Consider the following 15,411-nt stretch of genomic DNA (forward strand, 5'->3'; position numbering starts at 1 on the left):
TCTCGGGATAACAATATATACTGCCTGAACTCAGCGGGCGTGCTGGCGTGGAGTTATCTCACGGCGGCCGAGGTGGATTCCTCTCCTGCGCTTGGGAGTGACGGGAGGCTTTATGTCGGCTCTGGCTGGCAAGATAAAAATATATACTGCCTGAACTCAGCAGGCGTGCTGGCGTGGAGTTATAGCGCGGCGTCCGGGGTGGAATCCTCTCCTGCGATTGGGAGTGACGGGAGGCTTTATGTCGGGTCTCGGGATAACAATATATACTGCCTGAACTCAGCGGGCGTGCTGGCGTGGAGTTATCTCACGGCGGCCGAGGTGGATTCCTCTCCTGCGCTTGGGAGTGACGGGAGGCTTTATGTCGGGTCTTGGGATAATAATATATACTGCCTGAACTCAGCGGGCGTGCTGGCGTGGAGTTATAGCGCGGCGGCCTTGGTGTGGTCCTCTCCTACGATTGGGAGTGACGGGAGGGTTTATATCGGGTCTTTTGATAATAATATATACTCCCTGAACTCGGCGTGGAGTTATCTCACGGCGGCCGAGGTGTATTCCTCTCATGCGCTTGGGAGTGACGGGAGGCTTTATGTCGGGTCCGGCTCTGGTGATAAAAATATATACTGCCTTGAGCAGGCGCCGACTGCAACTCCCACTCCAACCCCGACAATCACGTTAACGAACACGCCGACTTCGACACCAACGGCGACATCGGTTCCGCCGACCGCCACGCCGATACCACCGCTGGTCATTGATCCGGGGCCGCTGACGGCAGGCCAGCGTTTCGTGCTCGGGATCGCATTGCTTGAGGATATCAGCAGGCCGTTCGATTACTATCTCTTCGCCGAATCCCCCGCCGGGATTTACACGATCTATTTCAACGGGTCGGTCAAGAAGGGGCTCAAACCGCTCTACAGGAACGTGCGTAAATTCAATGCGCCGTATTTCAAGACAGTGAGTTCGAAGGTCAGGATCCCCGCATCCATGAAGGGGAAGACGATCACCTTCTACAGCGTTGTGGTCCAGGCAGGCAAGAAACCGCCCGTGAGGAAACTCTCTGATCTCACGCCGAGCACCCAGTATGTAATCCTGATGGCTAAGGGCGCGGCAGTGGTCAACTGAGCGGGATCGTTGTTCTATCAAAAGCAAGGGGGCCTTAAGGCCCCCCTGCTTTTTCCCCTATCTATTCCCACCCGCAATGATCCAGACAGTGCGCTTCCCCCACCCCCCGTAGCCGGCACTTCAGTGTCGGCTGGGGATCTGCCATGTAAAATGCAGGGCTTCCCTTGCTGGACAGCACTGGCTTCTAAGACTTCAACTTTCGACCTTCTACTTTAAACTGTTCTTATCCGCTCACCTTCTCGATGGTGACGCGGAGCCGGCGGCAGAACTCCTCGCACATCATGATCGCGACCCCGGGGTACTCGCGGAGCATATCCCTGAATTCGCGCGTGTGTATCGTGAGCACCCGCACCTCCCCCTCGGCGATGGCGGTGGCGGAGCGCGGGGAGTCGTCAAAGAGCGCCATTTCACCAAAGTAGTCGTTTGTGCTCAGCGCCGCGAGGGGCACCTCTTCCTTCTCCGCGCGCGAGACGATGCGCACCCTCCCCGAGGTGATGATGTACATGGTGTATCCGCGTTCCCCCTGGCTGATGATCGTGTCGCCGCCATAGAAGGTCTCCTCCTTCGAGATCGAGGCGATCGCGAGCAGTTCTTTGAATTGCAGGTGGGAAAAGATGGGGACGCCTTTCAGTGTGAGCACTTTTTCCATTAGGTCTTCCACGAAAGCACCTCCTTGTATATCCCTCTTATCGAGTTCCCGAGCAGCCCGATCTTCAAGGCCGGGGCTTATCGGCGGCTCCCCGCGCTCACGCGCCTCCACGATGCACATCAGCCCGCACAGCGCGTCGGGGCCGCTCGCAGAATTCAGCATCTCTTCGAGTATGCCGCACAGGTCAGCTTCCTCAAGCCGGTAGTAGCGCGAACCCGCGGCGAGCTTGAGCTCCAGGGGGAGGTCTTCGAGCAGCGGGAGGAGCCTGCGGGCGAGATCAGTGGTGAGCACGTTCTCCAGCGCCTCGAGCGCCTGTTCCCTCACCGCCTCCTCGCAGTCATGGGAGCTCTCAAGGATGAACTGCATCCGGCTCCCCTTCAGGAGCACGGCGAGCGTCCGGAAAATCTCATAGGTTGCCTCGCTCAACCGGTTTCGAAGAAGCAGCGAGAGGACCTCCCGCGATCGCCCGAGCGGGATCCCCTCCACCGCGCGCATTCTCGCGACCGCCTGGTACCCCTCCCCCACCTTCGCGTCAATGAACGCGAGGAGGGTCTGCTCCTTCACGCCAAGGTTGTCCAGGATTCCTATCAAGGCCGCCCTCGCGAAAAAACCCGCCTCGGGGAGGGCGCGGGTGAGGAGCGGAATCGCCGCTTCCCCCTGACCGTCAATGAGCGCGCGGGCCGCCTCGCGCACGCTCCCGTCCTCGTCGCCGAGGAGGGGGATCACCAGGCACACCGACTCAGCCTGTCGGAGTGCGGACAACCCCTCAACAGCCTTGAGACGGACACGGGAATCCCGATCGCCGAGGAGGCCGGGCCACTGATCTGAAGAAGCCTCGAGGCCCAGCTTCCCGAGGGCCAGGGCGCACTCCGCCCTCACCGCGGGGTCGTTCGCGCGCGCGAAGGCGCGCACCCGCTCGAGATAGGCTCGATCTCCCAGCTCGCCCATGAAATAGATCGCGCTGCGCACCTCATCGGGCTGTTCCGAATCGAGCTTCGCGCATGCCCATCCGGCGTCGATACCCTCCCCCGACGCCATGAGGCCGAGCATGGACTCGGCCACGAGGCGGTGATCATCGCTCTTCACGCCCCTTCGAAACAGCGCGACCCCCCTTTCAGGGGCCATTCGCCTCACGATCATCGAGAGCTCGGCGAGCGCGGACTCATGAACCCTGTCGCACACCCCGAGCAATGCCGGCACCACTTCGGCGGGCGGGCCCGTCCCCACAATCTTCAGCATATCAGCCTGCAACGACGGCGCCCCGCGGGGCAACTGCGCGCACACCATCTCAGGCCAGCCCTTGATGCCCGACTGGCTCAGCAACCTGGCCGCCATGAGCGCGGTCGATGTCTTCTCGCTGGAGAGGCTTCTCGCGAGTGTGTCAGCCGTCTGGGCGGTGATGAGGGAGAGGAGGTCGCGGCTCTCCAGCTCGGCAAAGTTCACGTGTTTCTCGCTCAGGCTCCGATAGAGGATCGCGGAGTACGACCGCCTCAACCGGTAGTTGTAGAAGGCCCACACGAGCACGAAGAATGGCCCGACCAGATTGAGATTCAGTGGCGAGACGAATATCTTCAACACCAGCAGCAGGCTGCTCCCCGCGAGTTCGCCGAGCCTGCGGATGGCCCCCTGGATGAGCGCGCTCACCCTGCCGCGGAGTTCTGCGGGGATGATGTTGTAGAGCATCTGGGAACCCGGCTTGTAAAAGGATGCATCAATCACCTCCAGTGCTGCCTTGCCGATTACCGCAGAGGGCATGCAGAAGCCGAAGTAGAGGCCCCCGAACGTGAGCAGGTAGCCGAGGGGATAGCTGAAGAGCACATTGATTATTCCATAGCGGCGGAACACGCTGCCCGCCAGGAAGATCTGGCAGGCAAAGATGAGCATGCTAAATGAACCTTTGAACATGCCGAAGAAGCCGAGCAGCGACGTTTCCGATCCGTAGGTCTCGTTCGCGAGGTAGTCGAATATGTAGTCAAACATGGGCGCGACGATGCCGGGGAGGAGCGCGAGGATTATGAGGTAGCCGAGCAGGGAGGAGCCGCGGAGCTGAACGAGCTCACGCCTGAGGAATTTCCCGAGCGAGGCCATCGTGACGCTCTCCGCCGGCGCGAAGCTGATGGGGGAGAGTCTGCTCACCTGGCGGCGTCCGAGCCCCACGAGCAGATACGAGACGAGCATGCCGGCGCTCGAAAAGAGCACCACGTTGTCCGTCCCCGTGAGCGCGGCAATACGCCTGCTGAGGAGGCTCCCCGCGATGGTTCCCAGGACCGCGCCGCCGCCGATGATGGGGAATATCCTGCGCGCCTTGCGGGTCGAGTAGACATCGGTGGCGAGCGTCCAGAAGACGATGAAAAAGACGTACTTCATCTGCTTGACCGCGATGTAGATGACCGGGTAGGTGAGCGGGGCGTGAGCGAGGATGAGGAGTCTCAAGCAGAGGAGCAGGCCGGCGAACACGAGCAGGAGGTTCGACACGAGGCGGGTGCGCGCCGTGCGGTCCACCACCCGGTTGAGCACGGCGAGGATAGCCAGGAACACGAGCGAATTGAAAAAGAAGGTAGTGGGGAGGTAACGCACGCCGCCGTAGCGCTTGAGGAACACCGTCTCGGAGAAGTTCTCATTGATGATCTGGCAGAACTGGAAGAGACCGATGGTCCCCACCATGAGCATGAGCAGCGGCTGCTCCGCCCGGCGCACCTTGAGAAGCTTTTCGAACGATATTTTCACAACATGTCTGTAGGGGTTCAATTTATTGAACCCGCGCTGTGGAAGTAAATTCGGGCGTGACCCTTCGGCTACGCTCAGGACAGGTTCATCGCGCCCCTACACCCCTATCGCTTTATCTGATAATAATCCAGTATCTTTTTCCGGCGCTCGAGGAGGGTCTTGTATACGTAGTCGGCATCCTCCGTGCGCGAGTAGCGGGCGAGATCCACGGCGGTCCGAATCTGCTCCTCGGTGTACCGGGCGATCAGGCCGGCCGCCCAGAGGGCATCCTCCCGTGTCATCTCCGCCCACGCCATGTTCGGATAGTTCGGCCTGTAGCGGTCGGGGCGAAAGTTGCTGTCAAAGTAGCCCACCGCCGCGCTGAACTGGGCGCCATCGGCGCCGTACGGTTTCTGGATGATCCCCGCGAGCTCGAGCGGGCGCGTGACCGGCCAGAGGAAGAACTCGTGAAAGCTGATGTAGTGCTCCCAGCCGTCTCGTGGTTCCTTGATGCGGATGTTCCAACTCCCGAGCGAGCCGCCGAAGTCGAAGACGTAGTAGCGGGTGAGCGGGACTCCGTCCACCTTGACCACGCTGATCCCCGTATTGTGGTCCACCCAGTCGGTGTTGTGTATCCAGCCGCCAAAGAGCATGCTCGCCCGCATCTCCCTCCGGTTCTTGAAGGCGCGGTATGTCCAGTGCCCCTTGTAGCCCTCGACGAGCTTCGTGGCGACCCCGCGCCGCCCGTCGAATTCAGGGTTGCCGGTCCCCTGTATCGTCACAATGGCGCTCAGGGCGACGTTGTAGCCGGCCATCCGCATGAGCGTGGAGCCGATCACCTCGGCGGAAGTGACCTGCTCCTCCATCCCCGGGGGATCGACGATGATGATGTACTCGCCGCCGCGCTCATCCATGCCGTAGAAGCCCTTGGACTGCCCCTCCTGTTTCTTGCGGGTGATCGTGATCTTCCCGCGCGGCTGGATGAGCTCGTCCTGCTGCCTCAACATTTTGGGCGTGATGACGCTGAGATCGGTATTGAAGAAGAATGCCGAGTCGGGGATTCCCCCGCCCTCCGTCAGATCATCGGCCTGTTTCGGATAACCCACGAGCCTCCGCAGGCTTCTGGGCATATTGAACAGCCGGAATATCCTCCAGTACACGCTGTTAGCAATCCACGCCCCGTCGAAGAACCAATCGCCCTGGATATCCTCGCCGCGGCCGCGGATGCCCATGAAGCTCTCGTAGTCGATCGCATCCCTCTCGAGCTCCTGCCTCATCCCCGCGAGCTGCTTCCTGAGCGCCTGCCGCTGCCCGGCATACCTCGACATTGCGAGCTCTTCCCTGCAGCGCGAAAAGGCAGCCACGCGCGTGAGCGTATCCTGCACCTTTTTGTCCATGACCCACTCGGCCCGGAGTGTCGAGCAGAGAAGGGTCAGTACAAGCAATTGGAGTAATGCGACGGCGCTTCTTTTCATGGCACACTATATCTCCTTTCATAGCTTCGTCTTTTACCATTCACTCTCCACTATTCACTGCCGTGCGGCTGGATCCTGGTTAAAGAACTGCGAGAGCGCCCCGTAGAGTTCGGGGTGGCGCGTCTTGAGCTCAACCGGCCGCTCGAAGAAATGCTCAACCGCAACCGCGAAAAATTCGGCCTCGTTCTCGGCGGCGTACGCGCGAAGCACTGAGCGGTGCTGCGCAACCTTCATCATCTCCCGCTGGATCAGGCCGAGCCAGGCTCCCGCGGCCACCGGATTCAACATCCTCGGTATCCCGGTCGCGCGGGCGCACTTCATATCCAGCAGATGAGCGAACTCATGCAGCGCGACGTTGTCGCCGCCCGGCGCGCGCCAGCCCTCCAGGAGCGCCTCCATCGAGAGAATGATCGGCCCCTGGCCGTGCATCTGGCCGAGGAACGGTCCATGCCGCGCGCATCTGAATTTCTCATCGAAGCCCCCGGGATACATCAGAATCGTATGCCCCCTCGGCAACTCCCACTCCGGCTGGCCGTGGACGAGCACCGCGGGACCGGCGGCGATCAGCACGCGAACCTCGTCGGTGATCTCCAATCCCTCCACCCCTTCGATCCTCTGCTCGGCGAGGAAGTAGCGCACGTTCCGTTCGAAGCGCTGGCGTTCCCTGGGATCGAGACAACGGTAAAAGCGCGCCTCCCTGAGGAGCACCTCCCTCCAGGCGGAAGGAAAGGGCTGCCTCACGAGCCGCATCCGCCTCAACGGACGCCTCAGTGCCAGTGAGGCATACACCGCGAGCGCGGGTACCGCGAGCAGACCCCATGCGGGATGGAGCGAAGCGATTGCGAGCGCCGCAATGCTGAAGGCGAGGAGCGCGGCACACGCGGCGTGAAAAAAGACATCACTCCTCGCAATCGTTCGCATTATGTGATCACCGTGAACTCACACAGGACATTTACTGGCGAGTGCACCCATTCCTTACACTTTTACACTTTAAACTTTCAGCGGTAGTTAGAGCCGTCCGGACCGCACGATGCCGACGATGAGCCAGAGCCCGAGAAGCCCCGCGAGCAGGAACCCGGCCACCCCAAAGAGGGGGAGCCCGAGCAGGTGCGGCCCCTTGTCACTGAGGGTCACGAGCGACGAGCCGATGATGAGCGCGGCCACGATGAGACCGAACGAGAGCCTGTTGCTCGATTTATCCATCTCGCTGATGAAGGTGTCGAGCCCCCGGTGCTGGAACTCGAGCTTGAGGCGCCCCTTGGTCGCCTTCTTGAGGATGAGCTGAAGATCGCCCGGGAGCTCCCTGAGCAGGTAGACCAGATCGCTGGCAATATCCTCGATGCGCCCCTTGATATGGGCGGGCTTGAATCTGGACAGTATATACTCCCTGGCGTAGCCGCGTGCGATGCTGACCATATCGAAGTCCGGATCAAGCCGGCGGCCCACCCCTTCCATGGTGACAATCGCCTTGCCCAGGAGCGCACAGTCGGGAGGCATTTTTATCTTGTAGCGTGCGGCGATGTAGATTGTCTCGTTGATCATGTGGCCGAGGTTAATCTCTTTCAGCGGACGCCCCGCGTATCCCTCGATGAGGTAGGCGAGATCCGACTTGAACGACTCCTCGTCGATCTCTTCTTCCGACACCTGCATTCTCAGCAGGTGGCGGGCGGCGCGGCCGGCGTCCCAGTCCGCCACCGCGAGCAGCACATTGGCTATCTCTTCCATGAGCTCACTGTCCAGCCGTCCCACCATGCCGAAATCAACGAGCGCGAGGCGCCCATCGGGGAGGACGCTGAAATTTCCCGGATGGGGATCGGCGTGGAAGAACCTGTCGACAAAGACCTGTTTGAGAAACGCCTTCGCCCCCTTCAGCGCGATCTCCCTGCCATCAATTCCCATTTCTTTCAAGCGCGGGACGTCGTCCACCCGCACCCCCTCGAGATCCTCCATCACGAGCACCCGGCTCGTCGTGAGCGCCCAGTGGACCGTGGGGATGCAGATATCGGGGAAATCGGAGAAGTTGTGCCGGAACCGCTCGGCGTTCCGCGCCTCAGACACAAAATCGAGCTCTCTGGTGATCGATTTGCGGAAGAACTTGACGAGGTCAGCGGGGTAAAGGGCCCTGCTCTCCGGAATATAGCGCTCGAGGCCTGCGGCGAGCGCCTCGAGGACATTGAGATCGGTGCTCACCTGCTTGTGGATGTCGGGGCGCTGCACCTTGACCACCACCTTCTCTCCCGAGGGCAGTACGGCCTGGTGGACCTGCGCGATGGAAGCCGCGGCGATCGGCTGGGCAGAGAATTCGCCGAACAGCTCCTGCGGCGATCTGCCCAGCTCCTCTCCGATAATCCTCTGGGCCGTATCGGACGGGAATGCCGGGGCGTGGTCCTGGAGCTTCGTGAGCTCGCGGATAATCTCGGGGGGGATGACATCCACGCGGTTGCTCAGGAGCTGGCCGAATTTAATGAAGGTGGGGCCGAGCTCCTCAAAGACGAGGCGGAGGCGCTCGCCCAGACTGAGCGGCCTCACCTCCTCATGTTTCTTCACGAACCGATTGATGAGGGGGAGGTGCTCGCCGAGCTTGAGCTCGTAGAGCAGATAGCCGAATCCATAGCGGAAGAGCACTCCCATCACGCACCGGAAACGGGCCAGCTCGTCCCGCCGCCTGATCAGGGATACGTATCTCATCGCTCGCTATTTCTTGGTTCTGAGCTTCCGCTCCAAACTCTTCAGCCGCTTCTCCACTTCTTCGAGCTTGTCAGCGCTGGCGATGCGCGTTTTGGCGAGGAGCGAAGAGAATGCCTTCTCCAGACCCCCCTCCAGCTCCTTGCTTCTCTTCCGGGCTGTCTGCGAGAATGAGGCCATGATTTTTTTCGCCTCGCCCTTGCTTACCTCGCCCTTCTTCTCGAGCTCGGCGATGGCCTTCGCGAGCGTCTCCCGTGTGAACTCCGCCGCCCCGAGTCCCACGAGCAGCCCCTTCTTGAAGAACTCCTTCATCGGAACCCTCCTTCCCTCGATGCAATCTGCACCCCGTTATATCGGAGCACACTCAATTATTCGAATGCACGCGCCCGCTGAATCCGCGCTGCCATAGAAACGACGCCACGCAGGTGCGCCCCGCACCTTAACCGCAGTTCCACTGTACACCATTCCAGCCGGCCGGGCAAGAGAATCGAGCAGACTGGACTATCCCCAATCTTTTCTAGTGTCGTGTCTCAGAATTGTCCTCAACCGAGCAGGGGAACGCCTCCCCAAAATACGGAATCGCCAGGGCCGTGTGTGGCTACTCCCTCGCGAAGCACTTTCCGCCGCGCTCAAGACCAAAGAGCCAGTCCAGGGAGCACGCGTAGCGCTTGGCGAGCAGGACCCTGAGACCCAGCATGAGGAGGATGAGGTCCCGGATGAGGAGATCGGTGGCAGCGCCTTTTGGTGAATGCGCGAAGGAGAAACAGCCGCAGTCGAATTCAAGCCCCCGCGCGAGATTGTAGGCGAGCGCGCAGATAAAAACGCCCAGGCTCAGCGTGATGGTGAGCGCGGCCCCCCTGCTGAGGAGGCCGAGGATGAGGAACGCCCCGGCGACAAGTTCCACGCCGGGGAGAACAATCGCGAGGAGGTTGATCGCCCAGGGGGGAAGTATCTTATACCCATAGATGATTCTGCTGAACGACACCGGGTCGCCCAACTTGTGCAGGCTCGCGTAGATAAACAGCCCGCCAAGAAACAGACGCAGGATCAGGACTGCCGATTGATCGAGTAATTGAACTCCCCCGTGCTTCATGGCGTGCTCCCCTATAACTCAGGCGGTGCGGCCGGCTGGTTACCAGGCACCCCGCTGCCTCCAGGCCTCTCCACCGGGTACCCCGCCGCCTCCCATTCCTTCATCCCCCCCGCAAAAACAAAAATATCTTTGCGGCCGGCTTCACGCAGGGCTCGCGCCAGGAGATGAGCCTCGTCGCATTCCATGCCCTGGCAATACACCACCACCTTTTCATCTCGCTCGAGCATCGTGAGGACCTCTTCCATGCGCGCAGCGAGTTGTTTTTCTGGGAGGGAATACGCGCCCCGGATATGGCGCTCCGCGTACGGTTCATCAGGCCGGGCGTCGAGGAAGACCGCCCCTTCCTTGAAGAGGCGCAGTGCGTCCCCCGCACCGATCTCGACGTTCCCGCGCGTGGCGTCGTGCATCCCCCCCGGTGAGGGGACGCCATAGGCCTTGTCCCACTGACCCACGAGGGGGATGCTCCGCGATGAGAGGGCATTACTGGAAAAACCGGCGAGGAGGCCGATAATTAAAACCACCGCCGTTTCGCAGAGCGTGCGGACGAGCGTATGGTTGCTTTCCTTCATGGCATGCAGCTCGGATGTAGCGTAATTATTGCACAATGCACTCATATGACAAGCAATATTATTGCCTTGCAGGGAGCCCTTTGCTACTCTCGACAGGGGCCGGAAAATGTGAAAACGAGACGAGGCATAGTGCTACTGCTGTTCATCCTCTCCCTGCTCCCATCCCTCCTCGCCGTCAGCGGGTGCACCTCAGCGCGCCAGAAATTCGATGACTGCAAGCGATATATTCTCACCGAGGTCGTCCGCTGGTAGAAATAGGAGAAGGGGACTCCCCAGCCCGTATCACAGTTCTACCCGTCGATATCTGCTCGACAGTGGAATGCCTCAGCAATCTCTAACGTTGAGCCGGGGCATGAACACTCTCTGCTGCATCGTCCTACTGATGTCTACATTATGTAAACTGGTAATGGTTCTGTCACTCCTGCGTAAGCCAGCCTATGCCGAAGCGGTCGCCGACGCTCCAGAGCTTTAGCGACGGGGCGCTTCGCGCAGGCAGGCAGGAGTCCAGCTACTATTCTGGATGCCTGCTTCCGCAGGCATGACACGCATGACAATTAGGCCGTTCGGTTAAGAATCAAATGCAGCAGAGTTTCGAGGACACCGTACTGGCAATCCCCCTAATTGACCACCACCGCCTTCTTTGAGAGCAGGATCACATAGGGGGTGGTGGGCCCAACCTCGGCAAGACTCCTCACGGGAGGCTTCTTGCCGGCCTGCACGGTTGCGGCATAGAAGGTCACGGTGCTCCCGCACATCGAATACGGAATGGTGACCCGCGGTCGAAAGGTCATGGCGAACGGGGCCGGATACCAAGGAATGTCTGTACAGATCGGCCTGATTCCCGCCTTTACCGAACCGTTCGGGAAAATGGTGTAGGGGCCATACGGCGTATTGGCGAGGATGTAGAAATCGAATGGCTGGATTATCTCCTGTCCCAGTGAGAAGTTCAGCGTGAAGCACTGGCCTGCCGTCAGCGCGCTCGGCTCGATACTGATCGGCGGAGGCGGCACAGGGGTTGGCGTGGGGGTAGCCATCGCCTGCGCTCCTGAGAGGTATGCCACCTCGCACGCGACGCGGGCGGCATTGTAGCTGATCCTCATGTAGCCGCTCTCTCCCCAGTCGGTTCCCCATGAATTCCTGAGTATCCAGTAACCCCCATCCGCGTCATTCCAGCCCACGAGCGATATCTCATGGTCTGTATCCGTGTAGTAACATGGATCGGCCGCACAGGAGGTGAGGGAATCATTGTAAATACCGATCGAGTATGCATCAAATCCCGAGCTCGTTTGCACCGCTGCATCAACCACGCCGTACGTCATTATCGCTGTTTTTATCGCATCAATATTGCCGCAGGGGACTCTGTACCAGGACGAGAAACGCGCGACCGGGTCATTCCAATGAGTACACGAGCCGGGGTTGGTTATCGTGTACGGGAAGCTGCTCTCGCTGCACACACCCTGGACGGTGAGCGCCTGGAGCTCCATATAATCAAAATCTGAACCAGTGCAGCCGTAGAAATGATCGGTGTAATCAGGGAGACTGCCAAGACACCATATGATGAACGATTCGGAGAAGTCCACGCAGCTCGCATCATAAAGATCGAACGCGAAGTTATACACCCCCTCCGCTGCGGCGCATGCGCCGAAGGCATAGCACGACCCGCAATTGCCCTGATCCCTGATGGGGCCGATGTATGAGTGGCCGTTATAGTTCTTCCAGTCGAAACTGGCGGGGAGGGCCACCTTCCCGAGGTGCTTCTCGAGGGGCCCGATCTCATCGGATACCATGGCGGGGAATCGACTTGGATGACGGCTGAAGAACTCTCGTTTCATCTCGGGTGGCATGTCGAAAACCCAGTTATGGCCGACCTTGAAGTTATAGCCGTTGTGCGTGATTTTCGCCCTGATGACCTCGAGCGAATCATCGCCCTTGAACTCGAGGATCTTGCGCTCTGCCCACGCAACTGTCAACAGGGCTGAGAGAATGAAGAGCGCAGCCAGAGTACAGGCATATTTCGTAAGGCACCGCATATGCGCTCTCCTTTAGTTTTTGGTTATCGATTATACCGCAATAATAATAACACTTCTATTTACCATTGTCAAATCCACCGCCTGGGAAGTAGTGCATCAGCTTGCGCGCCAAGTGGATCAGTAAATACGGCCTGGTAATCTGTCTTTCCCTACTTTTCAGGAAAATGTTCAAGTTAGATTATTTGTGGAGCCGATAAGCAAGAGTGGCCACCACTATTCAACACAAACTAACTACTTCGTTGCTTTCCCTGCGCTCCTGCATGCTCCGATATGCGCTCTCAGCAGGGAATCATCCAGATATATTGGGTTCAGGCGCACAGCCCGTTCATATGCCTCGAGCGCCTTCCCATACTCCCCCCTGACCTCGTGGACCATGCCGATACCTATATACACATTGGCCGAATAGACGGCGTCATGGGTTAAACTCATCGCATTGTTAAACTCCTCAAGCGCCTTATCATACCTGCCGGTGACGCGGTACACGTTCGCGAGGTTGTTGTGGGCTGAGGCAAAGTCACCTCGGAGGTTCACGGCGTGCGTGAGGATTTCCTCTGCCTCCTCATAGCTGCCCCTCTGCATGTAGACGATCCCAAGATTGTTGTAGGCATCGGCGCTCTCGGGGTTGCGCGCGATGACCGCCCCCCACAGAGTCGCGCTGTCGCGCCAGACGGCATTCCGCGCGATCGTGAGAATCGTGAGGAGGGTGACGACCGCGCATACGGCCAGCGCACCCGGCCTGAAGCGGGGTCGCAGGAGCGCAGACGACGCCGCGCGCCCACACAAGAGACAGAGGGCGGCCGTAGGGAGGTAGAGGTAGCGATCGGCCTTGATCACATTCACCGGGATGAGCTGAAGGATGGGTATGAGGGATACGGCACCCCAGAAGACGCAGAATGAAAACAATGCCGCGCGCCGGACACTCGCCACGGCCACAGCCAGTATGGTTCCTATAACGGCCAGCGGAAGGAGGCATCGAATCTCCGTCACTCGTGCCGGTAACTCCACCAGGTAGAGGGAGCACAGGTTGATGGGGAGCATGAGCATTCGGAGGTAATCGCCAAGCACAATGCACATTGCGAGAAAGGTGTTGTACATGCTTCCACCGTGGTAGGAGAAGCGCATATCTCTATGCGGATCCAGGAATATGGTCGCGAGGGCGGTGAGCAGGAGGGGCAGCACGTAGGGGATCTTGTTCAGGATGCTCCGCCTGAGACCGCCCCGTTGGTCCGCGAGAAGCAGGTCATACAGGATAAGCGCGAGCGGCAGCGTGATCATCAATGGCTTGGACCAGATGGCGCAGAGATAGAAGAGCACGCTCAGCCAGAGTAACCCGCGTCCCCTCCCATCGCGGCCCCTGATGTACACCAGGAATGAGAGGAGATAGAAGAGCATTCCCAGGCCATCCTTCCTGCTGGAAAGCCAGGCGACGGATTCCACATGAAGCGGGTGGACAGCGAAGAGCACCGCTGCGACGAAAGACACTTCATTGTTGCCGATGAGCGCGACGCAGAGACAGAAAAAAACGAGCACGATGAGCGCATAGATGATCAGGTCGGTGAGGTGATACCCCACCGGGTTGAGCCGCCAGAAACGGTAATCGAGGCAGTGTGAGATCACCGGCAGGGGGGGATAGCTGAGGTGGAAGTTTTTAAGGATGAAAGGGATATCGAGAGCTCGGATGGCCTTGTTCCTGACGATGAGGTGCTCGTCGTCCCAGTTGGTAAACCGGTTGCCCAGGATGTTGGCATATACAACAAGCACCAAGGCAATCACGCATGCGATGGCTATCCACGTCTTCACGGGATCATGATCCTATGTGCTCTTTTGTTGACGCAACCTTGAGCGGAAGGCGGCGAATTTCTCCCGCGCATTTTCAGACAATGACCACTTCCCCACGCACGCCAGATCGATGTTGTGCAGGCGCGCTACCAGCAGCGCCTGTTCTAGTCCCTGGGGGTCGTCCCAGTGGTAGTAGGCAGCCAGGCGGTCCCTCACGCAGTCGGTGGGGTTGAGAAGGTGTATCATGCCCCATGGGGTCCGTATACTGTTTATCTCTCCCACCGTATCGCTGCCGAGGGAAAGGGGCGGCGCAGGAAAGTCGATCAGGAAAGCACGGCATTCGGGGTGTTCAAAATGCCGCCCGCCCACCGGCCTGAATCCCAGTTCCCCCAGCGGTGCAGCGAGTTTCTTCAGCGAGACCTCGGTGACAAAATCAAGGTCGCCGGAGACGTACCTGTTCTCGCTGTAGATAGCAACACAGGCTCCCCCCACGAGGATGGCGGTAATCCCATGGCGTTCCAACGCCCTGCTCACTATCGCGGCGAGCTGTCGTGTGTCACACCGGTCCCACCGTATTCTCACAAGGGTTTACCTGTCCGCCGAGGCCGCGTCCGGTCTCTGAAATAGCGCCCCTTGGTCTCTTCGGAAATGAATTCCATCGCTTTGGCGAGGAGCGCGGTGAGTTCTTTCCTGAACGGATAACGGGGATTAATACGGAATACGCGGGTCCGGCCACGATTGACGCCCGCAATTACCCCACCGTCCTCCAGCCTCCGCAGTTGTTGATAAATACCATTGAAGGGGATGCCGAAAATGCGCGAGAGCTGTCGGCCATAGCCCTCGCCGTAGACATAGAGGTAGAGAAGTATTTTTTCAACCGTTGGGTTACCCAGCAGCGGTTCCAGCATATGCAGCCCTCATTGCCATGACCATCTATTATGGGCATATGACCATATTACATGTACATAACCAAGCTATCGATGTCAATGTAAAAATCACTGTGATTGTAAGGGGTCACTTATAGAGGGGGGCCACGGATGAACACGGATTATGACGGATATTCACAGATGAAAAGAAAGCTTAATCTGCGGCCATCCGTGTGGTTATCCGTGAAAATCCGTGGCGAACATCATTTACCGTTACCCCTGCAAAACTGACCCATTACCTGTGATTCAGACAGTGGGGAAGGATTTATGGCGAAAGCCTGACGTTGGATTAGCGCAAAGCTATGGGTATTGGATGTGGGGGGAATACACACCATAAAAGGAAGGCTCCGTCGTGCAAAAAAGCACGTTTAGACAAGGAG

At 59.2% G+C, this 15,411-nt stretch carries 13 protein-coding genes; 2 read left to right on the forward strand and 11 right to left on the reverse strand.

Going from position 1 to position 15,411, the window contains the following annotated elements; genetic code table 11:
• On the forward strand, nt 1-1,119 hold a 1,119-nt coding region (locus NTX71_00515), incomplete at its 5' end, for a PQQ-binding-like beta-propeller repeat protein (GenBank protein ID MCX6338387.1).
• Nucleotides 1,120-1,342: 223 nt separating this feature from the next.
• On the opposite strand, the gene NTX71_00520 is transcribed toward NTX71_00515, so the two are convergent.
• The 7 genes from NTX71_00520 to NTX71_00550 form a co-directional block, all read right to left on the reverse strand.
• Nucleotides 1,343-4,495, reverse strand: coding sequence for a cyclic nucleotide-binding domain-containing protein (locus tag NTX71_00520; protein MCX6338388.1), 3,153 nt, complete (start codon nt 4,493-4,495; stop codon nt 1,343-1,345).
• A gap of 104 nt (nt 4,496-4,599) precedes the next feature.
• Complete coding sequence (locus tag NTX71_00525) at nt 4,600-5,949, reverse strand: hypothetical protein (GenBank protein MCX6338389.1); 1,350 nt, start codon at nt 5,947-5,949, stop codon at nt 4,600-4,602.
• Between the two features lie 54 nt (nt 5,950-6,003).
• Entirely contained in the window at nt 6,004-6,870 is an 867-nt protein-coding gene (locus NTX71_00530; protein ID MCX6338390.1) for a zinc-dependent peptidase, read from the reverse strand.
• A gap of 87 nt (nt 6,871-6,957) precedes the next feature.
• Complete coding sequence (locus NTX71_00535; protein MCX6338391.1) at nt 6,958-8,637, reverse strand: AarF/UbiB family protein; 1,680 nt, start codon at nt 8,635-8,637, stop codon at nt 6,958-6,960.
• Between the two features lie 6 nt (nt 8,638-8,643).
• Nucleotides 8,644-8,946, reverse strand: a complete 303-nt coding sequence (locus tag NTX71_00540; protein ID MCX6338392.1) for a hypothetical protein — start codon at nt 8,944-8,946, stop codon at nt 8,644-8,646.
• A gap of 286 nt (nt 8,947-9,232) precedes the next feature.
• A complete protein-coding gene (locus NTX71_00545; GenBank protein ID MCX6338393.1) occupies nt 9,233-9,727 on the reverse strand; it encodes a DoxX family membrane protein in 495 nt (164 codons plus the stop codon).
• Nucleotides 9,728-9,738: 11 nt separating this feature from the next.
• Nucleotides 9,739-10,296, reverse strand: coding sequence for a rhodanese-like domain-containing protein (locus NTX71_00550; GenBank protein ID MCX6338394.1), 558 nt, complete (start codon nt 10,294-10,296; stop codon nt 9,739-9,741).
• Between the two features lie 108 nt (nt 10,297-10,404).
• On the opposite strand from NTX71_00550, the gene NTX71_00555 reads away from it, so the two are divergent.
• Entirely contained in the window at nt 10,405-10,548 is a 144-nt protein-coding gene (locus tag NTX71_00555; protein ID MCX6338395.1) for a hypothetical protein, read from the forward strand.
• A gap of 365 nt (nt 10,549-10,913) precedes the next feature.
• On the opposite strand, the gene NTX71_00560 is transcribed toward NTX71_00555, so the two are convergent.
• From NTX71_00560 to NTX71_00575, 4 genes are all read right to left on the reverse strand, one after another.
• Nucleotides 10,914-12,326 (reverse strand): C1 family peptidase, encoded by a 1,413-nt coding sequence (locus NTX71_00560; protein MCX6338396.1) that lies wholly within the window; start codon nt 12,324-12,326, stop codon nt 10,914-10,916.
• A gap of 231 nt (nt 12,327-12,557) precedes the next feature.
• The gene (locus NTX71_00565; GenBank protein MCX6338397.1) at nt 12,558-14,126 is read right to left on the reverse strand and encodes a tetratricopeptide repeat protein; all 1,569 of its coding nucleotides are present in this window, start codon (nt 14,124-14,126) and stop codon (nt 12,558-12,560) included.
• Between the two features lie 12 nt (nt 14,127-14,138).
• Nucleotides 14,139-14,687: a hypothetical protein gene (locus NTX71_00570; protein MCX6338398.1), complete on the reverse strand. Its 549-nt coding sequence runs from the start codon at nt 14,685-14,687 to the stop codon at nt 14,139-14,141.
• The gene (locus tag NTX71_00575) at nt 14,684-15,013 is read right to left on the reverse strand and encodes a winged helix-turn-helix domain-containing protein (GenBank protein ID MCX6338399.1); all 330 of its coding nucleotides are present in this window, start codon (nt 15,011-15,013) and stop codon (nt 14,684-14,686) included. The genes NTX71_00570 and NTX71_00575 overlap by 4 nt, the downstream gene beginning before the upstream one ends.
• Nucleotides 15,014-15,411 lie beyond the last annotated feature (398 nt).

This window comes from Candidatus Auribacterota bacterium, assembly GCA_026392035.1.
Classification (GTDB): Bacteria; Auribacterota; Tritonobacteria; order UBA1439; family UBA1439; genus JAPLCX01.

Coding starts and splice junctions, on each gene's coding strand:
- NTX71_00545 (MCX6338393.1), bottom strand. CDS start 9,727: ATGAAGCACGGGGGAGTTCAATTACTCGATCAATCGGCAGTCCTGATC.
- NTX71_00560 (MCX6338396.1), bottom strand. CDS start 12,326: ATGCGGTGCCTTACGAAATATGCCTGTACTCTGGCTGCGCTCTTCATT.
- NTX71_00525 (MCX6338389.1), bottom strand. CDS start 5,949: ATGAAAAGAAGCGCCGTCGCATTACTCCAATTGCTTGTACTGACCCTT.
- NTX71_00550 (MCX6338394.1), bottom strand. CDS start 10,296: ATGAAGGAAAGCAACCATACGCTCGTCCGCACGCTCTGCGAAACGGCG.
- NTX71_00540 (MCX6338392.1), bottom strand. CDS start 8,946: ATGAAGGAGTTCTTCAAGAAGGGGCTGCTCGTGGGACTCGGGGCGGCG.
- NTX71_00535 (MCX6338391.1), bottom strand. CDS start 8,637: ATGAGATACGTATCCCTGATCAGGCGGCGGGACGAGCTGGCCCGTTTC.
- NTX71_00530 (MCX6338390.1), bottom strand. CDS start 6,870: ATGCGAACGATTGCGAGGAGTGATGTCTTTTTTCACGCCGCGTGTGCC.
- NTX71_00575 (MCX6338399.1), bottom strand. CDS start 15,013: ATGCTGGAACCGCTGCTGGGTAACCCAACGGTTGAAAAAATACTTCTC.